A 24,402-nucleotide genomic window follows, 5' to 3' on the forward strand; every position below is an offset into this window, starting at 1 on the left:
GGCCGACGAAACGGACGAGACGCGCGGGCGGCACGCCCGCCACGACGAGGACCCCCGCGAGCTGGGGATTCCGCGCACCGCCGAGGAGCCCGAACGCGAGCCCGAGCCGGAACCCGAGCCGGTGCCGGAACCCGAACCCGGACCCGGGCCCGCGGCGGAGCCCGAGGCGCCGTCCACGCGCAAGCCCACGGTCGAGACCCGGCGCCCGGTCGACCTCTACCACGAGGGCCGGCACATCCGGGAACGCATCCGCGAGCAGGCCGCCGAGGTGACCTCGGAGATCCCGCCGATCACCGCGCCGGTGCGCGAGTCGGCGCACGAGCTGCGACAGACTCCACCGCCTACACCGCGGCCGGTCCGGCCGCAGCCGGACCCGCGGGCGCCGCGCGTGCCGATACCGCCGCTGGTGCCCGCGTCGTCCGCCGGAGTGAACCGGCCGCACGCGGCGCCCGGTCCGCATGATCCGCGCGACCCGCATGCGCCCTCGCACACGGGAGCGCATGCGGCGGCGCGCGACACGCCCGAGCCGGAAACGGATTCGAACGCGGTTTCCGAGCCGCACGCGCACGACCCGGTGGACGATCAACCGGGTCGGCGCAGGCTGCTCGACGCGTTCTGGCCGCCGCGGGTGAGCCGGGCGCAACTCGTGGGCGCGGTGCTGCTGTTCGCGCTCGGCGCGGGGCTGGCCATCCAGGTGCGTTCCAACACCGAGTCGGACCCGCTGCGCGGCGCGCGGCAGGAGGACCTGGTCCGGGTGCTGGACGAACTCGGCGAGCGCACCCGGCGGTTGGAGGACGAGAAGCACCGTCTGGAGAACAGCCGCACCCAACTCCAGAACAGCAACGACCGGGTCCAGGAGGCGCGCGAGCAGAACGCGGCCAAGGCGGACGCCCTGGGCGTGCTGGCGGGCACCGTCAAGGCCACCGGGCCCGGTATCACGCTGACCATCACCGACCCGCAGCGCACGGTCAGCGGCGACGTGCTGCTGGACACGCTCCAGGAGCTGCGCGCGGCGGGCGCCGAGGTGATCCAGATCAACGACGTGCGCGTGGTGGCGGGCACCTGGTTCAACGGCACCCCGCCCGGCGACATCGAGATCGACGGCACCAAGGTACTGCCGCCGTACGTGTTCAAGGTGATCGGCAATCCGCAGGATCTCCAGCCCGCGCTGAACATCCCCGGGGGCGTCGTGAAGACCCTGGAGAAGAAGCAGGCCGGCGCCATTGTCACACCGTCGCAGGAGGTGCTGATCGACGCCTTGCGGCCCGCGAACAAGCCTGGTTACGCTCGCTCGGCACCGGGCGCCGGTAACGGGTGAGTACACCTGACAGAATCAGTCCGCCGGTCGCCGTCGGTGCACCACTCGTCAGGCAAGAAGGGCAGGCTGTCCGCATGTACCCCGCAGATCTCGCGTACACGACGGAGCACGAATGGGTGCGCGTCATGGAAGAGATCTCCGGGACGGTGCGGATCGGTATCACCGAATTCGCGCAGGACGCGCTCGGCGACATCGCCCACGTCACGCTGCCGCCGGTCGGCACCCGCGTCGTGGCCGAAGAGCCCTGTGGCGAATTGGAATCGACCAAGAGTGTCAGCGACCTCTTCGCACCGCTCGACGGCGTCGTGACCACCGTCAACGACGCGCTCGACGGTGCACCGGAGCTGGTCAACTCCGATCCCTACGGCGACGGTTGGCTGTTCGAGGTACGCCTCGACGACCCCGCCGCACCGGCCGCGCTCTTGGACGCGGCCGCCTATCAGAACAGCCTGGGCTCCTGACGGCCCGGCGAAGCGGTAGGCAGTCCATCACCACGACCCACTCCTCCTGCCCCACGGGCGGGCCAGGTTCTCTCGGGGAGGTTCGCCCGTGAAGTTGTTCGCGAAATTGTTCGGTCGTTCCCGTCGCTCCGGCGACGCGCCGGCTGCCGATGCGGGGAGGTCCGGCAACCCGCCGGCCGCCCCGCCGACCATGCCGCCGGGCACCCCGTACGGGGCGTCCGCCGGCTCCCCTCCCGCACCCGCTCCGCAGCTCGGCGAGTCCGACGCGACCGCCGGGCATGTCGCTGTTGACCACGAACACACGGCGCGCATAAGTTTCGGGCAACTCTCGACCGAAGGTCGAGGTTCGACCGGAACGGGTCAGGAGGCCGACGTGGTGGTGTGCAGCACGTGCGGGCATCACAATCCGCCCGGTGGCCGGTTCTGCTCCAACTGCGGCTCGCGCCTGGGTGCGGGTGCCGAGCGCGCGTCCGAGCAGACCTCGACCATCTCGATCAGCGGTATCGAGGCGCTGGACGCGGAACCCGCGCCCCGCGAGATCCTCACTCCCGAGGCGCAGGCCGCGGTGGACGCGCTGCCGCCGGGCACCGCGCTGCTCGTGGTCCGCCGCGGGCCCAACTCGGGCAGTCGCTTCCTGCTCGACTCGGACCGCACCACGGCCGGCCGGCATCCGCAGAGCGACATCTTCCTCGACGACGTGACGGTCTCGCGCAAGCACGCCGAGTTCCGCCGCACCGCCGGCGGCTTCGCGGTCGCCGACGTGGGCAGCCTGAACGGCACCTACGTGGGGCGCGAGCGGATCGACGAGGTCCCGCTGACGCCGGGCGACGAGGTACAGATCGGTAAGTACCGACTGGTCTTCTTCCCCAGTCGGCAAGGGCAGATCGGGTGAGTCCGGCGGCGGCCGGATCGGTCTCCTTGAGCATCGGCGGGGTGTTGACCCTGCTGCGTCCCGAGTTTCCGGACATCAGCATCTCCAAGATCCGGTTCCTCGAGGCGGAAGGGCTCATCGAGCCGCAGCGGAGCCCTTCGGGCTATCGCAAGTTCGGCGCCGCCGACATCGAACGACTGCGTTATGTGCTGCGCGTGCAGCGCGACCGCTATCTGCCGCTTCGGGTGATCAAGGATCAGCTCGACGCGATGGATCGCGGTCTCGAACCGGCCGGCCCGACCCCGGCCGAATCCGAGCGATCCGAGGACGCCGACGGCGATCCGGGTTCGGCCGGCCGGGACGCCACCATGGTGCTGCTCGACCGGCCGGGCCTGATCGCCGCAGCCGGCATCCAGGACGTGGACCTGGCGCGGCTGGAGGAGTTCGGCCTGATCCAGCCGCACCGTCCGCGCCCCGGCGACACCGACGGCGAGCACGCGGTGGTCTACGACGGCGACGCGCTGGTGGTGGCCCGGTTGGTGGCCGCGCTGGGCCGCTACGGCGTCGAACCGCGACACCTGCGCCAGACCAAGGCCGCCGCGGACCGCGAGGCCGCGCTGGTCGAACAGATCGTCGCGCCGCTGCTGCACCGCCGGGGCGCGCGGGCCAAGGCGGGCGCCGAGGAGACCGTGCGCGACCTGCTCGCGCTCACCTCGCGGCTGCACACCGTCCTGGTCACCACCGCGCTCGCGCCCCGGCTGGGCCGCTGAACGACCCGGCGCGCGGCCGTGAGTGATTTCGCCCGCCCGGCGCACCGGGGGCGGGCACGCCGCGTCACGAAGAAAAAACGACGAATCCCCGACCTATTCGGCCCCCGGGGATCGGTGACCGACAGTCGGGCGCGCTAGTGTGGCGATGTGAACGAGCTAGAGGTTGTGGGCGTCCGGGTGGAGATGCCCTCTAACCAGCCGATCGTGCTCCTACGGGAGACGGGGGGCGATCGTTATCTCCCCATCTGGATCGGCCCGGTAGAGGCGACAGCCATCGCGTTCGCCCAACAGGGCGTGGTACCCGCGCGTCCTCTGACGCACGATCTCTTCCGGGACGTGCTGGAGGCGTTGGGACAGGAATTGACCCAGATCCGGATCACCGACCTGCGCGAGGGCGTGTTCTACGCCGAGCTGGTCTTCTCCGGCGGCGTGGAGGTCAGCGCGCGCCCGTCGGACGCGATCGCGCTCGCGCTGCGGACCGGGACGTCGATCGTCGGCAGCGACGCGGTCCTGGACGAGGCGGGCATCGTGATCCCCAACGAGCAGGAGGACGAGATCGAGAAGTTCAGGGAATTCCTGAACGACATCTCGCCCGAGGACTTCGGCACCACGAGCCAATAGCCGGCCCGCCCGGGCCCGGTGCGCGTCCGAAGCCGCCGACCGTCTCGCCCGCCGTCCCGGCGAGGGGCATGGTCGGCGGTTCTTTGCGTTCGGACGCGCCGCGGGTCGCCCGCCGGCCGCCGCGCCGCGGACCACGACGCGCCGACGGACGAGGTCGATCCGACCCGTTCGGTTAGTGATCCGTTTCGATCGGCCGCAAAGTGGCCAGATCTACCCGTGGAACGCGGCTTCAAACCACTCGTGCGAGGAGCGTCACTCGGCGTGCCGAACGGCGCGGTCGTTGACGCGCTGTTGGTGACTGCCTACCGTCGAAAACGACAGTTCCGGGATGACCCCTGCGCGTTGCACCTCGCCGCCTGCGGCCCGGGACTGAAGAGACTCTCCGCGCCGTACCCGGGCGCGGGGAGACGAAAGGGAGGTCGGCGTGAGCAGCACCGGCGACATCACGGCGGCGGAACGCGCCCGCACGGCACGTCCTCTGCCGGCGACCGACCCCGGTGCGGGCCCCCGGCGGCAGGATGTCCCGCCCGCCGGCACCCCGTCGGAGGATGTCGGCTATCGAGGCCCGACGGCCTGCGCGGCGGCCGGCATCACCTACCGCCAACTCGACTACTGGGCGCGCACCGGTCTGGTCGAGCCCACCGTCCGCCCGGCTCACGGCTCGGGCACCCAACGCCTGTACGGCTTCCGCGACATCCTGGTGCTCAAGATCGTCAAGCGGCTCCTGGACACCGGCGTCTCGCTGCAGAACATCCGGATCGCGGTGGCCCACCTGCGCGGTCGCGGCATCGGCGACCTGGCCGGGATGACGCTGATGAGCGACGGCGCCAGCGTGTACGAGTGCACGTCGTACGACGAGGTGATCGACCTGGTGCAGGGCGGGCAGGGGGTCTTCGGGATCGCCGTGGGGGCGGTGTGGCGCGAGGTCGAGGGCTCGCTCGCGCAGCTCCAGGGCGAGCACACCGGCTCCGGGGAGTCGATCGCGCAGGTCCATCCGGGTGACGAATTGGCGCGCAGGCGGCGCGACAAGGCGGTCTGAGGCGGGTCCGAGGCGCCCGAGGCGGATGGGAACCGGTCCGCCGGGCAGGACGTCCCCATGGACGTGATCATTCGCCGGCCGACCCTGCCGCGTTCGCGGCGCGCCCAACGACGCGGTTACCAGGCCGCCGTCCTGCTCACCGTGGCCGGCCTGGCCCCGATCACGGGGCTGCACCTGTACGCCGGGGGACGGGTGCGCACGCCGGCGAACGTGCCGTATCAGGACGTCACGATGGTGCTCGGCGCGGGTGTGCACGGGGACCGGCCGTCCGATCTGCTGGCCCGCCGGCTGGACGTGGCACTCGGGTTGTACCGGACCGGCCGGACCCGGGTGATCCTGGTCAGTGGCGACGGCGGCGGCAACCGCTACGACGAGACCGGGGTGATGCGGCGCTACCTCGCGGAGCGTGGAATACCGCAACACCGGATCGTGACCGACGAATCGGGATTCTCCACCTGGGAATCCTGCATTCGCGCGAAGCGCGTCTACGGGATCGACCGGGTCATCGTGGTCACGCAGAGCTTCCATCTGCGGCGTGCGCTCGGGCTGTGCAAGGCCGCCGGAATATCCGCGTACGGCGTTCCGGACGAGTCCTTCACGTGGGGCCACGTCGGGCCCACCGTGTACGGCACCGGACGCGAGGTGCTCGCCGCGATCAAGGCGACCGGGCAGATCGTCTTCCGACCGGATCCGCGGGCACACGATCCGAGGAACGACGAGATCCGCCGCGCCCTGAGCGACTGAGCGAGCGCCCCGAGCGAGCCGACGCGGGCCGATGTCGGTCCCGTACGTCATCATTGCCCGGTGTGAGACACGCGCCGGGCATCCTCCATCTCGACATGGACGCGTTCTACGCGTCGGTCGAGCAGGTCGCCAAGCCCAGCCTGGCCGGCAAGGCGGTGATCGTCGGCGGCATCGGCGCACGCGGTGTGGTGGCCACCGCCTCCTATCAGGCCCGGGTGTTCGGCGTGCACTCGGCGATGTCGATCGGCGAGGCCCGCCGACGCTGCCCCAACGCCGCCTTCCTCAGCCCGCGCTTCGCGCTCTACCGGCAGGTCAGCGACACCGTGATGGAGCTGCTGCACCGGCTGTCGCCGCTGGTGGAGCCACTCAGCCTGGACGAGGCGTTCGTCGACCTGGAGGCGGGCCCGCACGGCGGCACGCTGGACACCGAGCGGGTCACCGCGATCGCCGTGCGCCTGCGCGCCGACATCCACGCGGCCACCGGGCTGACCTGCTCGGTCGGCGCGGCCACCTCCAAGCTGCTGGCCAAGATCGCGTCCGAGGCGGACAAGCCGGACGGGCTGTGCGTGGTGGCTCCCGGCACCGAGCGGGCGATGCTGGACCCGCTGCCGGTGCGCGCGCTGCCCGGGGTCGGGCCGGCCACCGGCGACGTGCTGCGTCGGGCCGGCCTGGACACCGTGGCCGACCTGGCCGCCGTCGACGAGAGCGAACTGGTACGACTGCTCGGCCAGGCGCACGGACACGGCCTGCACGTGCTGGCCGCCGGACTGGACGCCCGCCCCGTGGTCGCCGACCGGGACGCCAAATCGGTGTCGGTGGAGGACACCTTCGCCACCGACCTGGTGGACCGCGAGCGCATCACCCGCGAGTTGGACCGGCTCTCGATCCGGTGCGTGGAGCGGTTGCGCGCCGCCGGGCGCTCCGGGCGCACGATCGTGCTCAAGCTGCGCCGCTACGACTTCGGCACGCTGACCCGCTCGGAGACGCTGCGCGGGCCCACCGACGATCCGGGCGTGGTGCGCGAGACGATCCGCCGACTGGCCGCCCAGGTGGACGTCACCGGCGGGGTGCGGCTGCTCGGGGTGGGGGTGAGCGGCCTGGCCGACTTCGCCCAGCAGGACCTGTTCGGCGCGGCCGGGCCCGGGCCCGGGGAAGTGGTCGAGGAGGACCCGGTGAGCGACCCGGAAGTGCCCGCGGCGGCCGAGCCGGAGCGGGTCTCCTGGTCGCCGGGCCAGGACGTGCTGCACGAGGAGTTCGGGCCCGGCTGGGTCCAGGGCAGCGGCGTCGGCCGGGTCACCGTGCGTTTCGAGGTGCCGGGCGGGCGGCCGGGTCGGGTGCGCACGTTCGCGATCACCGATCCGGCGCTGCGACCGGGGGAACCGATTCCGCTGCCCGCGCTCGACCGGGGATAGCCGCGTCGATCCGGGGCAGGCGCCGGGCAGACGACTCCTCGGGGGTGTCCCCACCATGACTGATGTCAAAGAGCGGCCGATACGAGGGCAGGGTGCCTTTCGATCGGCTCGCCGCAGGCTCGGACTGCCGGCCTTCCTGGTCACGCTGCTGGTCGGCTTCATCGTGCTGGCGCTGGTGCTGGTCGGCCTGGTCAATCTGTTACCCGGCAAATTCAATCCGTTCGGCGAGACCACCAAGGACCACAGTGGGCCGGTGATGCTCAAGGCGGTGCAGGACCTCAGCCGCTACGAGGCGGTCAGCGGCACCTTCCAGGTCGTGGTGGACCTGGAAAAGGACGCCAAGTTCCTGCCGGACGCCGTGCGCGGCCAGCGCACGCTGTTCGTCGGCGTCGGCCAGGTCGGCGGTTTCGTCGAATTCGGCGGGATCGGCCAGGACGCGATCCGGACCTCGCCGCAGGACAAGAGCGTGACCATCAGGCTCCCGCACGCGCGGCTCGCGCCCGCCGCGCTGGACCAGAAGAACAGCCACGTGATCGCCCAGGATCGGGGCCTGTTCGACCGCATGGGCGACTTCTTCTCCGGCAATCCCGGCGATCAGCAACAGTTGTACGTGCTCGCGACCAAGAAGATCGACGACGCGGCGAAAACCGCCGGACTGGTGGAGCGCGCGGAGCGGAACACCACCGGCATGCTCCAGGGCATGATGCGCTCCCTGGGCTACCCGACCACCACTGTGACCTACGCCTAGTGCGCAGGCCGCGGCCGGTGTCACGCTGATACCGTTGAGGTCGCCCATTACGTTCGCGCGGGAGAGTCCTCGTGTCGTGCACACGAGGCGCCGAAGGAGCAACTCCTCCCCGGAATCTCTCAGGCACCCGTACCGCGTGGTCGTGGGCACTCTGGAAAGCAGGATCCGTACGTGGCTCGCCGAGTCGGGTCGGGTCCTCGCCGACGGTGCAAATCGCGCCCGCGGGAACCGGTTCGACCGGTGCTCCGGGCGCGGTGAAGCTCTCAGGTACCGATGACAGAGGGGGAGGCCGGTGGACGCGCGACCCGCGTGTCCGTCCAGGAGCGATCCAGGAGGCCTTTCGCGATGACCCCGCGCACCCCTGCCCCGACGCGTGCTCACGCCGTACTCCCCTCCGGTCCCGGCTCGTTGACCGGCCTGGAGGCCGCGTCGCCGTTCACCGGCCGGCACATCGGTCCGGACACCGACGAGCAGGCGAAGATGCTCGCCGCGATCGGCTACGGATCCCTGGACGAGCTGACCGACGCGGCGGTGCCCGCCGCGATCCGCGCGCTGGAGGGCTTCGAACTGCCCGCCGCGCGTTCCGAGGCCGAGGTGCTCGCCGAACTGCGCGAGCTGGCCTCCCGCAACAGCGTGCTGACCTCGATGATCGGGCTCGGCTACCACGGCACCTTCACTCCGCCGGTGATCACCCGCAACGTGCTGGAGAACCCCGCCTGGTACACCGCCTACACGCCCTACCAGCCGGAGATCTCGCAGGGCCGGTTGGAGGCGCTGCTCAACTTCCAGACCGTGGTCACCGACCTGACCGGGCTGGACGTGGCCGGTGCCTCGCTGCTCGACGAGGCCACCGCCGCCGCCGAGGCGATGACCCTGGCCCGGCGGGCCGGCCGGGCCAAGAGCGACGTGTTCGTCGTGGACGCGGCCACGCTGCCGCAGACCATCGCGGTGGTGCGCACCCGGGCCCGGGCGCTGGGTATCGAGGTCGTGGTCGCCGACACCACCGACGGGCTGCCCGAGGGCGGCTGCTTCGGCGTGTTGCTGCAGTACCCCGGCGCCGACGGCCGGGTCCGCGACCTGACCCCGGTGATCGAGGCGGCACACGCCCAGGGCGCGCTGGTGGCGGTCGCCGCCGACCTGCTCGCGCTCACCGTGCTGCGCGCGCCGGGCGTGCTGGGCGCCGACGTCGCGGTCGGCACCACGCAGCGATTCGGCGTGCCGATGGCCTTCGGCGGTCCGCACGCGGGCTACCTGGCGGTCCGCGAGAAGCTCACCCGCAGCATGCCGGGCCGGCTGGTCGGGGTGTCCGTGGACGCCGACGGCGCGCCCGCCTACCGGCTCGCGCTGCAGACCCGCGAACAGCACATCCGCCGGGAGAAGGCGACCAGCAACATCTGCACGGCGCAGGTCCTGCTGGCCGTGATGGCCGGCATGTACGCGGTCTACCACGGGCCGGACGGGCTCACCTCGATCGCGCGGCGCACCCACCGGTACGCGGCCGTACTCGCGGCCGGGCTGCGGGCGGGCGGCGTCGAGGTCGTGCACGGCGACTTCTTCGACACCGTCACGGCGCGGGTGCCGGGTCGGGCCGAGGAGGTGCTCGCGGCGGCCCGTGCGGCCGGCATCAACCTGCGCCCGGTGGATGCCGACCACGTGGGGATCACCTGCGACGAGACCACCCTGCGGGCGCATGTCGAGGCCGTCTGGGGCGCGTTCGGGGTCACCGGCGACGTGGCCGCGCTGGACGCGGACACCGTCGACGCGCTGCCCACCGCGCTGCTGCGCGACACCGGCTTCCTGACCCACCCGGTCTTCCACACGCACCGTTCCGAGACCGACATGCTGCGTTACCTCAAGCGGCTCGCGGACAAGGACTACGCGCTCGACCGGGGCATGATCCCGCTCGGCTCGTGCACGATGAAGCTCAACGCCACGGTCGAGATGGAACCGATCACCTGGCCCGAGTTCGCCGACCTGCACCCCTTCGCACCGGTGGATCAGGCCGCCGGATACCTGGAGCTGATCGACGGTCTGGCCGAATCGCTGGCCCGGATCACCGGCTACGCCAAGGTCTCGCTTCAGCCCAACGCCGGTTCGCAGGGCGAGCTGGCGGGCCTGCTCGCGGTGCGCGCCTACCACCACGCCAACGGTGACACCGCCCGCGACGTGTGCCTGATCCCCTCCTCCGCGCACGGCACCAACGCGGCCAGCGCGGTGATGGCGGGCATGCGCGTCGTGGTGGTCAAGACCGGCGAGAACGGCGACGTGGACCTGGCCGACCTGCACGCGAAGATCGACCTGCACCGGGACACGCTCGCGGTGCTGATGGTGACCTACCCGTCCACGCACGGCGTGTTCGAGGAGGGCATCGAGGAGGTCTGTGCGGCCGTGCACGAGGCCGGCGGCCAGGTCTACGTGGACGGCGCGAACCTCAACGCGCTGGTCGGGCTGGCCCAGCCGGGCGGTGCGATCGGCGCCGACGTGTCGCACCTGAACCTGCACAAGACGTTCTGCATCCCGCACGGCGGCGGCGGTCCGGGGGTCGGCCCGGTCGCGGTGCGCGCGCATCTGGCGCCGTACCTGCCCAATCACCCGCTCCAGCCCACCGCCGGCCCGGAGACCGGCGTGGGGCCGATCTCGGCGGCTCCGTGGGGCTCGGCGGCGATCCTGCCGATTCCGTGGACGTACCTGCGGCTGATGGGCCCGGACGGGCTCAAGGAGGCCACCCAGGTCGCGGTGCTGGGCGCCAACTACATCGCCAAGCGGCTCGCACCGCACTTCCCGGTGCTCTACACCGGCCCGAACGGCCTGGTGGCGCACGAGTGCATCATCGACGTGCGCGGGATCACCAAGACCACCGGGGTCAGCGTCGACGACGTCGCCAAGCGGCTGATCGACTACGGCTTCCACGCGCCGACCATGTCGTTCCCGGTGCCCGGCACGCTGATGATCGAGCCGACGGAAAGCGAGAACCTGCACGAGATCGACCGGTTCTGCGACGCGATGATCGCGATCAAGGGCGAGATCGACCGGGTCGCGTCGGGTGAGCTGCCCGCCGACGACAACCCGCTCGCCAACGCGCCGCACACCGCCGCGCTGCTCGCCGGCGAGTGGGCGCACGCCTACACCCGCGAGGAGGCGGTCTTCCCGGCCGGTGTGGTGCCGGCCGAGAAGTACTGGCCGCCGGTGCGCCGGATCGACGGCGCCCAGGGCGACCGCAACCTGGTCTGCTCGTGCCCGCCGATCGAGGCGTACGGCAACAACTGATCCGAGCGGCGTGCGGTCCGCTCCCGATCAGGGGCGGGCCGCGCCGTGGGTCAGCAGGTGCGCCACCGAGGCGGCGAACCCCGGCTTGGCGGCCAGATCGCTGCCCAGGACACCGAACATCAACGCGCCGCTGAGCGATTCGAAGAGCAGATCGGCGTCCACGTCCGGGCGGGCCTGGCCGCGGGCCACCGCGTCCGCCACGAAGGCCCGGAAGATCGCCCGGACCGGATCCATCCGGGCCACCAGCAGTTCCTTGAGCTCGGGCTGGTCGCGGTACTCGGCGAGCAGCCCGGGCACCGCGGCCGCGGTCTCCGGGCGACGGAACGATTCGAGCGCGGCCTCGGCGAAGCGCAGCACGCCGGTCGCGAAGTCCTCGTGCGGCAGCGGCCGAAAGCTCATCTCGCGAGCCGGGTAGACCGCCTCGTGCACCAGGTGCGCCTTCGAGGGCCAGCGGCGGTACACGGTCGGCCTGGTCACGCCCGCCCGACGGGCGACGGCGTCGATGCTGACCCGGTTGTAGCCCTGCGCGGCGACCAGTTCGCGGGCCGCGGCCAGGATCAGTTCGTCGGTGCGTGGATCACGCGGGCGGCCGGGCCGAGGGGTGCCGCCAGTGCCCATGGGGATGGAACTCCCAGTCGTCGTCGCGCTCGACCTCGTGTCGTCGCGGTACGGCTTGTCGCCGCTCGGACTGTACCGGGAAGGCGGCGCGCCCGGCTCGGGGCAGGCGAGAGCCGGAGGCCCTTCCGAGGAGACCTCCGGCTCGATGGGGCCGTGCGAACGGATCAGGCCGCCGAAACCAACCCCACACGGGGGCGGTGCGGGGCGATGGTGCGTCCGTCCGGCAGCAGTTCGCCCGTGTCCTCGAACAGGACGACGCCGTTGCAGAGCAGGCTCCATCCCTGTTCGAAATGGGCGGCCACAACGGCGGCGGCCTCACGATCGGGACTGTCCGCCGGTGGGCAATGCGGTCGGTGCTGGCACATCCTCGTACCTTCTCGGTGTCTGCGCGGAGCGCGTCGGGCAGCCTTGCCCGGCAGCTCACAGTGTCCGCCTCGAAAGGCCCGCGCGCAGGACTTCTCGCAGTTCTCACCCGACTGCGCCCAAGATGTGACCACACGTGTGAACGGCGGGGTGTGATCAGCTTTCCGGAGCCCCCACGGCGGCCGGCCGGCGGGTGCGCACGGCCAGTACGCCGGCCAGTTCGGCCGCGGTGTAGCAGCGCAGCGCCTGCACTCCGCACGGCGCCGGCGCGAGCGGGATCAGCAGGTCCACACCGCCCGCCTCGTCGGCCAACCACAGCGCGACCATGTACATCCCGGGCACGTTCAGCAGGCGCGCCTCGTCGCGGCGGAGCACCGTCTGCGGGAGCGCCCGAGCCGCCGCCGCGGCCGGCGCGGTGGCGACGGTGAACGGTCCCTCGACGAATCGGCCGACGCCGTGACCGGTCGGGTCGGGGCGGACCTCGATGCCGCCGACGACCGTGTCGTCGGACCACATGAGCCAGCGCCAACCCACCGGGCGGGCGCTGCGTACGCCCTGATCGGCGACCAGGTCGTGCAGGTCGATCTCGAAGACGCGGTGCGGGAATCCGGCCGTGAGCGCGGCTTGATCGGCGCGGCAGTCGGCCGGGAGCAGGGTGCGGGATTCGAGCACGGCTCGGGCCGCTCGACGGGCCGACTCGGGAGCCTCGGGCACACGCAGGACCATGAGACCGCCTCATTTCGATGCAGGAGTCCAAAAACCCGGAGAATCCGGGGAGGGGAAAGCGGCGCTGTGCAGTGGGGAACCGGGTATCCGGCCGGGGGACGACCCGGCGGCGTACAGAGGGACCCGGCAGGGCCGGTCAGCGCATTGTACCGAAACGGCTTCGAAAAGTAACGGTGTATTGCGAACTGACACCCGTTTGAAGACCTTTTGGAACGATCTCGATCAGGGGAACAACGAGGACATCACGTCGTCGAGCGTGACCAGGCCCAGCGGCACCGCGCCCGGCTCGCCGACCAGGGCCAGGTGGGTACGGGAACCGCGCATGCGGGCCAACAGGCTGGTCAGCATGGCGTCCGGGCCGACCGTGACGAGGGGATAGATCGGCACCGAACCGTCCGCCTCGGGGGCCAGCACGTCGAGCACGTGCACGTAGCCCACCGGCCGGGCGGCCGGGTCCAGGACCGGGAAGCGGGACAGGCCGGTGCGCACCGCGACCTCCTCCAGGGCCGTCGCCGAGACCGGCCGGGGCAGTGCCACCACGTCGGTCCACGGCCGCATCACCGAGGCGGCGGGGCTGGAGTGCAGCGCCAGGGCGCCGGCGAGCCGGTCGTGCTCGCGCACGTCGAGCAGGTCGTGCTCGCGCGACTCGGCCAGCAGCGCGGGGAGTTCCTCGGCCGTGTACACGCTGCGCACCTCGTCCACCGGCCGCACCCGAAAGGCGCGCAGGAACAGGTTGGCCGCGTGGTTGAGCAGCCACAGGATCGGCGCGGTCAGCCGGGCGATCAGCAGCAGCGGCGGGGTCAGCCACAACGCGCATTCCTCCGGCCCGGCCAGGGCGATGTTCTTGGGCACCATCTCGCCGAGCACCATGTGGCAGAACACCACCACCGCCAGGGCGAGCACGAACGCGATCGCGTGTACCGCTTTGCCGGGCAGTCCGCTCGCCCGGATCGGGCCGGCCAGGGCGTGCGCCAGCGCGGGTTCGGCGACCGCGCCCAGGCCCAGCGAGGCCACGGTGATGCCGAGCTGGGCGGCGGCGAGCATGGTGGACAACCGGCCCATCGCGGTGAGTACCATCGCGGCCCGGCGCGAGCCCGCCTCGGCCTGGGGTGCGATCCGGGTGCGGCGGGCCGAGATCACCGAGAACTCGGCGCCGACGAAGAAGGCGTTGGCCGCGAGCAGGACCAGGGAGAGCAGCAGGTCGCCGATCACGAGTCGACCTCCGTGCGCAGCTCGACCTCGTCGATCCGGTGCCGGTCCATCGCCACCACGGTCAGCCGTCGGCCGTCCACGTCCACGTGGTCGCCGACCTCGGGCAGTCGACCCAGCCGGGCCAGGATCAACCCGGCCAGGGTGCTGTAGTCGCCCTCCGGCAACCGCCAGCCGCTGGCCTCCTCGACCTCGTCCGTGCGCAGCAGGCCGGACAACCGCAACACGCGCGAGCTGGGCACCCGTTGCGGCGGCGCGTCCGGCTCGTCCGCCGGGTCGTGCTCGTCGGCGAGGTCGCCCACCAGCTCCTCGGCGAGGTCCTCGGCGGTGAGCACGCCGGCCGTGCCGCCGTACTCGTCCACCACGATCGCCAACTGGGTCCGACCCTCGCGCAGCCGTTCGACCGCCCGCTTGAGGTCGAGCGAGGTCGGCACCAGGACCGGGGCGCGGGCGATCCGGGCGAGCGGGGTGTCCGCCCGATCGGCGGCCGGGACCCGCAACGCGTCGCGCAGCACCGCCACGCCGACGATCTCGTCCAGGTCCTGACCGCGGACCGGGATCCGGCTGTGGCCGCACGCGCGGGCGGTGTCCAGCAGTTCGCCCACCGACGCGTCGGCCGGCAGGGTGACCAGCTCGGTGCGCGGGGTCATCGCCTCGGCGGCCTGCTTGTCGGCGAAGCGCAGCGTCCGGTGCAGCACCCGGGCGGTGTTCACGGGCAACACCCCGGCGCGGGCCGAGTGCCGGACCAGTTGGCCCAGTTCGTCGGGCGAGCGGGCCGAGCCCAGCTCCTCCTGCGGCTCGATGCCGAGCCGGCGCACGAAGAAGTTGGCCGAGCCGTTGAGGAACACGATCAGCGGGCGGCACAGCCGGGAGAAGCCGACCTGGAACGGGCCCGCGACCCGGGCGACGCCGAGCGGGCGGGCGATCGCGGCGTTCTTGGGCACGAGTTCGCCGAGCAGCATCTGCAACCCGGAGGCCAGGACCAGGGCGGTGAACCTGGGCAGTCGAAAGGCCGCCTCGGCGAGGTAGCCGGCGATCAGCGAGGTGAGCGTGATGCCCAACTGGGCGCCGGACAGTTGGAAGGACAGGGTGCGCAGTGCGCCCAGCACCCGGCCCGCACCTCGATCGCCGGCCTCGGCCCGGGCCGCCACGTCGCCGCGCTCGACGGTGACCAGGGAGAACTCGGCGGCGACGAACATGCCGTTGCCGGCGATCAGCAGCACGAGCAGCACGAGGGCCAAGGCGGCGTCGATCGGGCGGCCTCCCGGGGTGCGGGGTGTGCGGGCCTGGCACACATGCCCGGTGGGCGCCCGGACACACGTGCCCGATGGGCGCGGTTGGGCCGGACGGGGGTCGGCGCGGGTGCGGGTTTCCTCGAACGCCTTACGGGCCGGGGCGGTTGGGGGCGTGCGGTTGCCCTCGGGTGGTGTCTTCGCACGCCGGACGGGCCGGAGCGGGTCGGGGAGCGTGAGGGTTGCCGTCGGGCGGTGTCCGCAAACTTCGGAGCGGGTCGGTGGGTCCGGGCTTGTCGTCGGGTGGCGGCCGCACGCCGGCCGGGCCGGCGTTGGGGGCTACGGGATGACGAAGGTGTAACCGGCGGACTTGAGTTCGGGGAGGAGGCGTTCCAGCATGGCCATCGTCTGGCTGCGTTCGCCGCCGCCGTCGTGGCACAGGATTATGCCGCGCGGGCCCAGTTGGCTGTGGACGTTCTGCAGCATCTTGTCCACGCCGGCCTTCTGCCAGTCGTTGGTGTCCACCGTCCAGTGCAACGAGCCCATGCCCAGCGACGCGGCGGTCTGGCGCACCTCGTCGGACCAGTTGCCGCCCGGCGCGCGGAACCAGCGCACGGGGGTGCCCGGGGACGCCTTGTGGATCCAGTCCAGGGTCTGTTGCATCTGGCCGCGAATCTCGTCCGGCGTGCGCTTCTTCAGGTTGATGTCGTGCGTCATGCTGTGGTTGCACAGCCCGTGGCCGGCGGCGACCACCTTGCGGACCAGGTCGGGGTGGTCCTTGGCCTGCTGGCCCACCATGCAGAAGGTGGCCTTGATGTCGTACTGGGCCAGCAGCGAGAGGGCCCGGTCGGTCCACTCCGGCCACGGCCCGTCGTCCAGGGTCAGCGCGACCAGCTTGCCCTCGCCCTTGACCTTGGAGACCAGGGTGGAATCCACCGGGGGCGGCGGAGCGGCGGGCGGGGTGGCCGGCTCCAGGGCGTTCGGGTTGCCCGGCGGCAGCGGCGGGGCCTGAATCTCCTTGGGCGCATTCGCGGCCCGAGGTGAGGCGGCGGCTTCCGACCACCGGCCGGCATTGCCGACATTCCAGATGAGGGCACCGCAGACGAGTATCGAGATCATCGTGATCACGACCTGGAAACGCAGTCCCTGTATCGGCAGTGCCCGAACCGACTCCCGCACGGCAACCCCCAAGATCTCGCTACGCCCGCCACGGCAAGAGGACACCCTAGGTGATCACCGGCAAGCGGTGAAGATCGACCGGTGGGTGCTTCCTCGATGTGATCAGTGACGTGATTGCCGGCCCTGCGGTTCCCCTGTGATTCGTCACGGTCGATCGGTAATGTTCCCAATGTCGGCCCGATGCATCGGTTTGGGAGAACGTCGGCGGGAACGATCAGGTCGTCCCGATCCGGCAGGTACCGGATTGCGATCACTCGACCGGCTCCGCGGGAGTCGGGTACACGGGGGAGGGGCATTCATGGGCGAAAAGGTCGAGGTCACCGAGTTCAGCCGATCCGATCGGCAGCGATACCGGCACAAGTTGCGCCGCTGTCTGGAAACACTGCAGCGCATGCTGGACGAGGACCGGTTCGAGAGCGCCCGCAAACTCATGGGCGTCGAGATCGAACTCAACCTGGCCGACGCCGCCGGCCGACCCCGGATGAGCAATGCCGAGGTGTTGCGCCGGATCGCCAGCCCGGATTTCCAGACCGAGCTGGGTCTGTTCAACATCGAGGTCAATATTCCGCCGCACCGGCTTACCGGACCGGTGTTCTCCGAATTGGTGGAGGAACTGCGGACGAGTCTGGACTACGCCGACCGCAAGGCCGCGGAACTCGATGCGCGAATCGTGATGATCGGTATTCTGCCGACCCTGACCGATGCCCACATGGCGTTCGAGACGATATCCGACAACGCCCGCTATACCCTGCTCAACGATCAGATCCTCAATGCCCGCGGGGAGGACATACGGCTGCATATCGGAGGTGTCGAGCGGCTCGACACGACGTCCTCCACGATTGTGTCCGAGGCCGCCTGTACGTCCGTGCAGTTCCACCTCCAGGTCACCCCGAAAAATTTCGGTGCGCTGTGGAACGCGGCGCAATCCATCACCGGGGTGCAGTGCGGAATCGGGGCGAATTCACCGTTCCTGTTCGGCCGCGAGTTGTGGCGCGAGACCCGTCCGATCCTGTTCGAGCAGGCGTGCGACACCCGCCCCGAGGAACTGATCGCGCAGGGTGTGCGACCGCTGACCTGGTTCGGCGAACGCTGGATCGATTCGGTGGTGGACCTGTTCGAGGAAAACCTCAAATACTTCCCGTCGTTGTTGCCGATCTGCGACGACGAGGACCCGATCGAGGCGCTGGACCGCGGCGACGTCCCGCACCTGCGCGAACTCAAGTTGCACAACGGCACGATCTATCGCTGGAATCGCCCGGTCTACGACGTGGCCCGCGGCAAACCGCATCTGCGGGTGGAGAACCGGGTGTTGCCGGCCGGGCCGACCGTGGTCGACATCATGGCCAACGCGGCGTTCTACTACGGCGTGGTGCGTTCGCTGGTGGACGACGAGCATCCGGTCTGGGAACGCATGCCGTTCGAGGTCGCCACCGAGAACTTCCACGCCGGTGCCCGGTACGGAATCGACGCGCGGCTGAACTGGCCGGGCCACGGCACCGTCCCGGTCACCGAACTGGTGCTGGAGGACCTTTTGCCGCGTGCCTACGAGGGCCTGGACCGGTGGGGGATCGATCCGCGCGAGCGGGACGAGTACCTGGGCATCATCGAACAGCGCTGCCGACTGCGCACCAACGGGGCGACCTGGCAGAGCGCGCAGTACCACCACTATCGGGACACCAAGGGCATGGACCGGTTGGAGGCGCTGCGCGCGATGACCCTGCGCTACGCCGAACACATGCGCGGCGGGGACGCCGTGCACACGTGGCCCGTGGGCTGACGGCGGGCTTATCCGCGCTCGGTAACGTGTGCGGGTGATCACCGAGCCCGAGTCCGTCGAGACCCCCACCGTGCCCCGGCGCCGAGTGCTGCGCTCGGAAGTGGTGCTGGTGCTCGCCCTGTCCCTGGGCGCCTCCGGGGTCTCCTCGCTGATCTCCTTCCTCGGCTCGTTGACCGCGCCGGGCGGCCTGGGGCACAAGGCCGCGGTGCTCAACGGCTCCCGGGCGCTCGATCGGCCGTGGCTGGACCTGGCCTGGCAACTGTTCGGGATCGCCACCGCGCTGGTGCCGGTGTTCCTGGTCGCGCACCTGCTGATGCGCGAGGGCCGCTCGCTGCGGGTGCTCGGGGTCGACCGGACCCGGCCGTGGTGGGACCTGGGTCGCGGCGCGGGGGTCGCGGCGGCGATCGGCGGATCGGGGCTGGCGCTGTACCTGGGCGCGCACGCGGCGGGGGCGAATCTGACCGTGGTGCCCACCACGCTGCCGGACGTGTGGTGGCGGATTCCGGTGCTGGTGTTGTCCGCGATCCAGAACGCGGCCCTGGAGGAGGTGATCGTCCTCGGCTATCTGCTGCGCCGGCTCGGGCAGTTGGAGGTGCCGTGGGTCAAGGCGGTGGCGATCAGCGCGGTGGTGCGCGGCTCGTACCACCTGTATCAGGGCATCGGCGGGTTCTTCGGCAACGTCGTGATGGGCGTCGTGTTCTGCCTGCTGTACAAGCGTTGGGGTCGGGTGATGCCGTTGCTGGTGGCGCACGCGCTGATCGACATCGTGGCGTTCGTGGGCTACGTGCTGCTCGCGGGCCGGGTGGACTGGGTCCCGACGCCGTAGCGGTCGATTTATGCGCTCGTTAAGACGTCTGGCGCGCGTCGTTGGTGTCTGATGGTCATTGTGGGCATACCTCTCTCGTCCGAGAGGGGTTCGTCCCGACACGTGCATATCGGGCGACACGGGGACGCAGGGGGTCGTATGGACAACCGGAGGCGGGTGGAGTTCTTCTCCACCCCGACGCCCATCGGCGGGCCGCCGCGTGGACGGTTCGGATTGAACGCGCTGAGTCGGCATCCGGTCCGGATCCTGATGGTGGTCGGCGGACTGATCCTGTTGGTGATCGTCTTCTTCGTGGCACTGCTCACGGTGGACGGCGGCGGTTCGGGCGACAAGAAGACCAAGACGGCCGGTACCGGTTCGAGCAAGAGCTCGTCGGCCACGCCGAGCCCGGGCAAGTCCGGCACCGGCAAGGCCACTTCCGGTACCGGGCAGAGCGCGGCCGGGCCCAGGCCCGGTTCCGTGGCGGCGACCGTGCACACCGGCGGCCGGCTGGTGATGTACAAGGGCACGTCGTACCAGTCGGACAAGGTCGTGCAGATCAAGACCGGCACCCAGGTCCGGGCGAACTGCCATGCGGAGGGCTCGATCGCCTACTACGCGGGCTCCTCCAGCCGCACCTGGGCGCAGATCGACGTGGAGGGCAAGACCGGTTACGTGCCCGCGATATATCTGGAGAGCGGCGGTGACCTGAGCAAACAGGTTCCCGCGTGCACGAGTTGACGGATCGGGTGGGACGGCGCCGGAAGTGACTCCATCGGGTCGGTTGGATCACTAACGTACGGCGGGCAAGGGCGGATCGACTTCGTATCCGGGGGAGCCCATGACCACGATTGTTTTCGTGCACGGAACCGGCGTGCGGGAAATCGCCGACTCGGCGGCGGTGCGTACCGTCACCGCGAAGGTCGCCGAGCGGCTGCCGGGCGTAGCGGTGGAAGCGGTCGACTGGGGCGCGGCGTGCGGCGTCGAGGTGTCGCCGACGCTGCGCACCCTGATCGGCATCGCCGACCCCGAGGAACCCGGCCGGGCCGTGGAGGTCGATCCGGAGGAGGCCGACCTGCGCCTGGGAGCGACCCTGGAGGTCGACCCCCTGCACGAGTTGCGCGCCGTGGCCGAGGCGCGGGCCCAGGCCGGCGCCCTGCGGCGCTCCGAGGCCGGCGACGACCTGCGCTGGGCCGTGCGGCACGCGGTGGTGGAGACCGCGCTCGCGGACGTGTTGCCCGGTGGGCCGGCCGAGTGGGGCGAGTCGTTCACGACGGCGGCCCGGCGGGTCGCCGAGTCGGTCGAGTTCGAGGCGGCGGCGGACGTGCTCGCCGCGTCCGCCGACTACGACGTGATCGGGCGGGCCGTGGTGGGGGCGTTCGGCCAGGCCCTGGGCGGTCGGGCGGACGGACCGGGTCCGTGGCCGGTGGAGTGGCGCGGCCTGCTCGTCGCGGGGGTGCGGGACGCCTGCGGTGGCGACGCGGCGGGCGGGCGGATCTCCGGCGCGCTCAAGGGCAGCCTGATGTACGCGAGTTGGCCGCTGCAGAGCCTGTTGCGCGGGGGCACCCTGGGCGGCAGCGTGCCCGCGATCGGCGACATCCTGTACTACCAGGCCCACGGGGAGAACCTGCGCGCCTACCTCGCGGCGCGGATCGCCCGGATTCGGGGACCGGTCGTGGTGCTCGCACACTCGCTCGGCGGCATCGCCTCGTTCGAGACGCTGACCCAGGCGCGGTCGGCGAGCGAACCGGACCAACCCCGATACCCGTTGCCCCAGGTGCGCGCACTGATCACCGCCGGCTCCCAGATCGGCTACTTCGGCGCCCTCGGCGCGCTGGCCACGCAACCCGCGTCGAGCGGCCCGCCCAGGTCCCCGTCGATTCCGTGGATCAACCTTTGGAACGCGCGCGACTGGTTGTCCTTCCGGGCCCACCCGGTCTTCGCCGACGCGGTGCACGATGTCGAGGTACGGGTACGGCGCCCGTTTCCGCAGGCGCACGGTGTCTACTGGAAGTGCGACGAGCTGTACACGGAGATCGAACGTGTGGTGCGGGGCGGCCGGTGACGACGCACGCCCTGTTGGTCTGCGTCGAGCACTATCCCGAGCATGCCGGGAGCCCGGGCGACCTGCCCGGTGCACCGGCCCAGACGCTGGAACTCGTGCAGTGGCTGACCGAGACCGGTGCGGCGGAGCGCGAGCACATCACCGTGCTCGCCTCGATCGCCGCGGCGTCCGAGCCGGTCGCCGAACGGTTGGCCGAACTGGTCGGCGAGCACTCGGTGTTGCTCGGTCCAGGCGGCTCGCCCGGCGAGTTGACGTCCATGCACTTCGAAGCGGCGATCGACCGGGCGCCCGTCGACTGGCGCGACGGCGACCGCTTCCTGCTGCACTGGGCGGGCCACGGCTACCGCAACGCGGGCAGACGGCGGCTCGAACTGCCCGCCTATCACGTGCCCGGCTTCCCGCAACCGTGGCAGCGGGCGATCGACGTCGACGATCTGCTGTCCCGATTCACCTCGGTGGCCTGTCGGATCGACCAGTTCGCGGTGTTCGAGGTGTGCGCCGACGACCGGGCCGACGCGCAGGGCACGGTGGTGAACGTGCTCAAGGAGGAGCCGGTCAAAAAGTCGGGCAAGGCACGTCTTTCCGCGGCCTTCGCGGCGGGCGAGGGGCAATTCGCGCGCCGCATGGCGGACGAGGCGATCTTCACCCGAGCCCTGATCGAGGAGTTGCGGGCCGAAGGCCCGGACGCACTGACCGAGCGCCGGTTCCGGATCATGTCGGAGACGATCGACACCAGGCTCGTACGGTCCGTTCCCGGCGGCCGGCGCCTGACCCAGTCGATGCTGTATCGCGGACCGAACACGACCGACTGGCGCGCGGTCGAACGAGACCCGGACCGGCGCTTCGAGGCGGACGGCAGCCGCCTGCTCTCCGCGTTGCGGGGCGCCCGGATCGGCGCGGACGAGCAGAAACTGCTGCGCACCTACCTCCGCGAGCAAGGGGTTCCCCCGGGCGTCTTCGTCGAGGAGGATCCCGTCGAGTGGGCGACGGCACTGATGGCGCTCGCGGCTCCGACGGGCGAACATCCGATTCGGTACCTGCTGGAGTGGCTGTACGTGCGGTCCGAGCAGACGTGGGTGGCGGAATGGGCGGAGCGACTCAAGGGCCGCGACATCGAAGACTTCCGGCCCGCCGACGTAGCCGAACGTCAACCGTTGACCCTGGTGGTGTTCATCCGGGAGAACGACCAGTCGCCCGACGACCCGACGCTGGTCCGATACGACGCGGAGCCGCTGTTCTACGTCGGCGCCGACCGCTTCGCGCTGCCCGAGGGCCTGCCGTCCGGGGCGGACCTGCCCCGCGATCGACTGGTGCCCTACCTGGTCGAGTTCTATCGGGCGGTGTGGGCCCAATGGACCTCGGTCGCCCAGGCGCGACTCCAGGTCGTGCTGCCGACCGAACTGTTCAACGAGCCCTTCGAGTTGGCCGATGCCGGTGACGGCGAGCAGGTCTTCGTGCTCGGCGAGCACCACGAACTCGTGCTCAGGCCGATCCTGCGACACGGGGTCGCCCGGCCGATGCACTACGCCACGTGGACCGAATCGTTGCACCTGCGCTCGGGGCCCGCACTGGCGCACCTGAACCGACACCACTGCGGTGACCGCCTGGAGCGTTGCCCCGGGGAGGCCGCGGGCTTTTTCCAGGACTACCGATGGGAGCACCACCCGGATCGGCGCGGGCGGGTCGAGTACCAGCTCGATCGCGGAAAATGGGCGCTGGTGTGGACACACGGGACGACGTGCACCGGCGACTGCACCGGCACGAACGGCGCGAACGCCCCCTGTCCCGGCGCCGATGTGGGAAACCTCCTGCACCGAACGCTGGAGGCGGAGAAGCAAACGCTCGGCGGATTGCCTTCCGCTGTGATGCGCCTGCGGCACACCCTTAATGACGATGGACCGTCATCGCAACGAGTCGTGCTCCTGTTCGACGACCCGGGCTGGTGTCCATGGGCCGGTACGGGACGGCTGAACAGCGTCTTGGTGGAAAAGGGGACACGGCATGGTTGAGTCGGTACCGGACGCGAACGCCGCGAGTATCGTCGGTGCGGACGGCCCGCCCGCGCCGTGGTGGGTCTATCGCGGCGACAACGGCCACGACGCCCGGTCGGCCGGCGAGACCGATCCGATCCCGCTTCCCGACCCGCCACCCTGGCGCAGCTTCGGCACGAACGACACCGGGCCGGAGGTCGCGGCCGACGCGAAGCTCCCCGGTGATCGACCCGGTGAGCCGTATTCGGGCGAGTTCTACGGCGACCCGACGGTCTACAACCTCGTCAACGCCGCGATCTATCTGCGCCGTCCGCTCCTGGTGACCGGGAACCCCGGTACCGGCAAGACCACGTTGGCCAAGAGCATCGCCACCCGGCTGGCTCTGGGGCCGGTGCTCCGCTGGGGGATCACCAGTCGTTCCACGCTGCGCGAGGGACTGTACGAGTACGACGTGCTCGGTCGGCTGCACGATATGAATCTGCGCCTGAACGCCGCGCGGGGCGGCGGCACCGCCGGCGAACTCGACGCACGCGATGCCCGGGAGCAGGGGCGGGACGCCGGCGCGGACGCCGGCCGCGATGCCGGCGACGACATCGGCAGCTACATCAGACTCGGCCCGCTCGGCGACGCCCTGCTGCGCCGGCCCCGACCGCGCGTGTTGTTGATCGACGAGATCGACAAGGGCGACGTCGACCTGCCCAACGACCTGCTGCACGTCTTCGAGACGGGTGCCTTCGAGATACCCGAATTGCGCCGGGCCCGACTGAATACCGCGAAAGTGACGCCGTACGACGGCGACTTCGGCGATTCGGTCGAGGTGCGCAACGGTCTGGTGCAATGCGCCGCCTTTCCGATCGTGGTCCTCACCAGCAACGGCGAGCGGGCGTTCTCGGCGGCGTTTCGACGGCGCTGCGTGCCCCTGCATCTCAAGCTGCCGCAACGGGACGTGCTGCTGCGGATCGCCCGGAGCCGGCTGGACGACCGCGTGCGGATCGACGAACGCCTGCTGGACGACTACCTGAACCGGGCCCAACGCAACGACGGATGCCTCTTTCCACCCGATCAACTGCTCAACGCCCTCCAGTTCCGCGCCCAGGTCGAGGATCAACCGGATTGCGCCGGGCAGTCGTTGGACAACGATCTCCTGGCCACTCTCCTGTTCCATGACCTGAACGAGGGGTGAGCG

The 24,402-nt window shown here is 70.9% G+C and carries 22 protein-coding genes and 1 riboswitch; of the genes, 16 read left to right on the forward strand and 6 right to left on the reverse strand.

The window, feature by feature from the left end; all coding sequences use genetic code 11:
- Window positions 1–388: 388 nt before the first annotated feature.
- From ACFXMF_RS02100 to gcvP, 10 genes are all read left to right on the forward strand, one after another.
- Entirely contained in the window at window positions 389–1,318 is a 930-nt protein-coding gene (locus ACFXMF_RS02100) for a DUF881 domain-containing protein (protein WP_380017639.1), read from the forward strand.
- A 74-nt stretch (window positions 1,319–1,392) separates the two neighbouring features.
- Window positions 1,393–1,779, forward strand: a complete 387-nt coding sequence (gcvH, locus tag ACFXMF_RS02105) for a glycine cleavage system protein GcvH (RefSeq protein ID WP_360306193.1) — start codon at window positions 1,393–1,395, stop codon at window positions 1,777–1,779.
- Between the two features lie 373 nt (window positions 1,780–2,152).
- Window positions 2,153–2,671: an FHA domain-containing protein gene (locus ACFXMF_RS02110; protein ID WP_360306191.1), complete on the forward strand. Its 519-nt coding sequence runs from the start codon at window positions 2,153–2,155 to the stop codon at window positions 2,669–2,671.
- Between the two features lie 26 nt (window positions 2,672–2,697).
- Window positions 2,698–3,420: a MerR family transcriptional regulator gene (locus ACFXMF_RS02115; protein WP_379988731.1), complete on the forward strand. Its 723-nt coding sequence runs from the start codon at window positions 2,698–2,700 to the stop codon at window positions 3,418–3,420.
- Between the two features lie 147 nt (window positions 3,421–3,567).
- On the forward strand, window positions 3,568–4,041 hold the full coding sequence (locus ACFXMF_RS02120; protein WP_020548711.1) for a bifunctional nuclease family protein: 474 nt from the start codon (window positions 3,568–3,570) through the stop codon (window positions 4,039–4,041).
- A 424-nt stretch (window positions 4,042–4,465) separates the two neighbouring features.
- The gene (locus tag ACFXMF_RS02125; protein ID WP_360306187.1) at window positions 4,466–5,080 is read left to right on the forward strand and encodes a MerR family transcriptional regulator; all 615 of its coding nucleotides are present in this window, start codon (window positions 4,466–4,468) and stop codon (window positions 5,078–5,080) included.
- A 57-nt stretch (window positions 5,081–5,137) separates the two neighbouring features.
- Window positions 5,138–5,824, forward strand: coding sequence for an ElyC/SanA/YdcF family protein (locus ACFXMF_RS02130; protein WP_360306185.1), 687 nt, complete (start codon window positions 5,138–5,140; stop codon window positions 5,822–5,824).
- 62 nt (window positions 5,825–5,886) lie between these two features.
- Window positions 5,887–7,236, forward strand: a complete 1,350-nt coding sequence (locus ACFXMF_RS02135) for a DNA polymerase IV (protein WP_360306183.1) — start codon at window positions 5,887–5,889, stop codon at window positions 7,234–7,236.
- Window positions 7,237–7,291: 55 nt separating this feature from the next.
- Window positions 7,292–7,984: a DUF4230 domain-containing protein gene (locus tag ACFXMF_RS02140; protein WP_360306181.1), complete on the forward strand. Its 693-nt coding sequence runs from the start codon at window positions 7,292–7,294 to the stop codon at window positions 7,982–7,984.
- Between the two features lie 48 nt (window positions 7,985–8,032).
- A riboswitch (glycine riboswitch) is annotated at window positions 8,033–8,129 on the forward strand.
- Window positions 8,130–8,329: 200 nt separating this feature from the next.
- A complete protein-coding gene (gene gcvP, locus ACFXMF_RS02145; RefSeq protein ID WP_379988730.1) occupies window positions 8,330–11,251 on the forward strand; it encodes an aminomethyl-transferring glycine dehydrogenase in 2,922 nt (973 codons plus the stop codon).
- A gap of 27 nt (window positions 11,252–11,278) precedes the next feature.
- On the opposite strand, the gene ACFXMF_RS02150 is transcribed toward gcvP, so the two are convergent.
- From ACFXMF_RS02150 to ACFXMF_RS02175, 6 genes are all read right to left on the reverse strand, one after another.
- A complete protein-coding gene (locus ACFXMF_RS02150) occupies window positions 11,279–11,869 on the reverse strand; it encodes a TetR/AcrR family transcriptional regulator (protein ID WP_360306177.1) in 591 nt (196 codons plus the stop codon).
- Between the two features lie 164 nt (window positions 11,870–12,033).
- On the reverse strand, window positions 12,034–12,234 hold the full coding sequence (locus ACFXMF_RS02155) for a DUF5999 family protein (protein ID WP_078978673.1): 201 nt from the start codon (window positions 12,232–12,234) through the stop codon (window positions 12,034–12,036).
- Between the two features lie 154 nt (window positions 12,235–12,388).
- Window positions 12,389–12,958, reverse strand: a complete 570-nt coding sequence (locus tag ACFXMF_RS02160) for a hypothetical protein (RefSeq protein WP_360306175.1) — start codon at window positions 12,956–12,958, stop codon at window positions 12,389–12,391.
- Between the two features lie 222 nt (window positions 12,959–13,180).
- A complete protein-coding gene (locus ACFXMF_RS02165; protein ID WP_379988728.1) occupies window positions 13,181–14,170 on the reverse strand; it encodes a hemolysin family protein in 990 nt (329 codons plus the stop codon).
- A complete protein-coding gene (locus tag ACFXMF_RS02170; RefSeq protein WP_360306455.1) occupies window positions 14,167–15,399 on the reverse strand; it encodes a hemolysin family protein in 1,233 nt (410 codons plus the stop codon). The genes ACFXMF_RS02165 and ACFXMF_RS02170 overlap by 4 nt, the downstream gene beginning before the upstream one ends.
- 339 nt (window positions 15,400–15,738) lie before the next feature.
- Entirely contained in the window at window positions 15,739–16,578 is an 840-nt protein-coding gene (locus tag ACFXMF_RS02175; protein ID WP_360306171.1) for a polysaccharide deacetylase family protein, read from the reverse strand.
- 298 nt (window positions 16,579–16,876) lie between these two features.
- Between ACFXMF_RS02175 and ACFXMF_RS02180 the strand changes: the two genes are divergently transcribed.
- From ACFXMF_RS02180 to ACFXMF_RS02205, 6 genes are all read left to right on the forward strand, one after another.
- Entirely contained in the window at window positions 16,877–18,355 is a 1,479-nt protein-coding gene (locus ACFXMF_RS02180) for a glutamate--cysteine ligase (protein ID WP_360306169.1), read from the forward strand.
- Between the two features lie 28 nt (window positions 18,356–18,383).
- A complete protein-coding gene (locus tag ACFXMF_RS02185) occupies window positions 18,384–19,181 on the forward strand; it encodes a CPBP family intramembrane glutamic endopeptidase (RefSeq protein ID WP_360306167.1) in 798 nt (265 codons plus the stop codon).
- Window positions 19,182–19,319: 138 nt separating this feature from the next.
- Window positions 19,320–19,901: a hypothetical protein gene (locus tag ACFXMF_RS02190; RefSeq protein ID WP_360306165.1), complete on the forward strand. Its 582-nt coding sequence runs from the start codon at window positions 19,320–19,322 to the stop codon at window positions 19,899–19,901.
- 100 nt (window positions 19,902–20,001) lie between these two features.
- Window positions 20,002–21,225 carry a hypothetical protein gene (locus tag ACFXMF_RS02195; RefSeq protein WP_360306163.1) on the forward strand — a complete coding sequence of 408 codons (1,224 nt, stop codon included), beginning with the start codon at window positions 20,002–20,004 and terminating at the stop codon, window positions 21,223–21,225.
- A complete protein-coding gene (locus tag ACFXMF_RS02200) occupies window positions 21,222–23,234 on the forward strand; it encodes a caspase family protein (RefSeq protein WP_379988727.1) in 2,013 nt (670 codons plus the stop codon). The genes ACFXMF_RS02195 and ACFXMF_RS02200 overlap by 4 nt, the downstream gene beginning before the upstream one ends.
- Window positions 23,227–24,399 carry an AAA family ATPase gene (locus tag ACFXMF_RS02205; protein WP_379988726.1) on the forward strand — a complete coding sequence of 391 codons (1,173 nt, stop codon included), beginning with the start codon at window positions 23,227–23,229 and terminating at the stop codon, window positions 24,397–24,399. Before ACFXMF_RS02200 ends, ACFXMF_RS02205 begins: the two co-directional genes overlap by 8 nt.
- Window positions 24,400–24,402: the final 3 nt, after the last annotated feature.

This window comes from Embleya sp. NPDC059213 (genome assembly GCF_042754445.1).
GTDB lineage: Bacteria > Actinomycetota > Actinomycetes > Streptomycetales > Streptomycetaceae > Embleya.

Excerpts from the sequence above, each read along its gene's own strand:
- gcvH (WP_360306193.1), top strand. The coding sequence starts at position 1,393 with ATGTACCCCGCAGATCTCGCGTACACGACGGAGCACGAATGGGTGCGC.
- ACFXMF_RS02130 (WP_360306185.1), top strand. The coding sequence starts at position 5,138 with ATGGACGTGATCATTCGCCGGCCGACCCTGCCGCGTTCGCGGCGCGCC.
- ACFXMF_RS02140 (WP_360306181.1), top strand. The coding sequence starts at position 7,292 with ATGACTGATGTCAAAGAGCGGCCGATACGAGGGCAGGGTGCCTTTCGA.
- gcvP (WP_379988730.1), top strand. The coding sequence starts at position 8,330 with ATGACCCCGCGCACCCCTGCCCCGACGCGTGCTCACGCCGTACTCCCC.
- ACFXMF_RS02150 (WP_360306177.1), bottom strand. The coding sequence starts at position 11,869 with ATGGGCACTGGCGGCACCCCTCGGCCCGGCCGCCCGCGTGATCCACGC.
- ACFXMF_RS02155 (WP_078978673.1), bottom strand. The coding sequence starts at position 12,234 with ATGTGCCAGCACCGACCGCATTGCCCACCGGCGGACAGTCCCGATCGT.
- ACFXMF_RS02160 (WP_360306175.1), bottom strand. The coding sequence starts at position 12,958 with ATGGTCCTGCGTGTGCCCGAGGCTCCCGAGTCGGCCCGTCGAGCGGCC.
- ACFXMF_RS02180 (WP_360306169.1), top strand. The coding sequence starts at position 16,877 with ATGGGCGAAAAGGTCGAGGTCACCGAGTTCAGCCGATCCGATCGGCAG.
- ACFXMF_RS02190 (WP_360306165.1), top strand. The coding sequence starts at position 19,320 with ATGGACAACCGGAGGCGGGTGGAGTTCTTCTCCACCCCGACGCCCATC.
- ACFXMF_RS02195 (WP_360306163.1), top strand. The coding sequence starts at position 20,002 with ATGACCACGATTGTTTTCGTGCACGGAACCGGCGTGCGGGAAATCGCC.
- ACFXMF_RS02205 (WP_379988726.1), top strand. The coding sequence starts at position 23,227 with ATGGTTGAGTCGGTACCGGACGCGAACGCCGCGAGTATCGTCGGTGCG.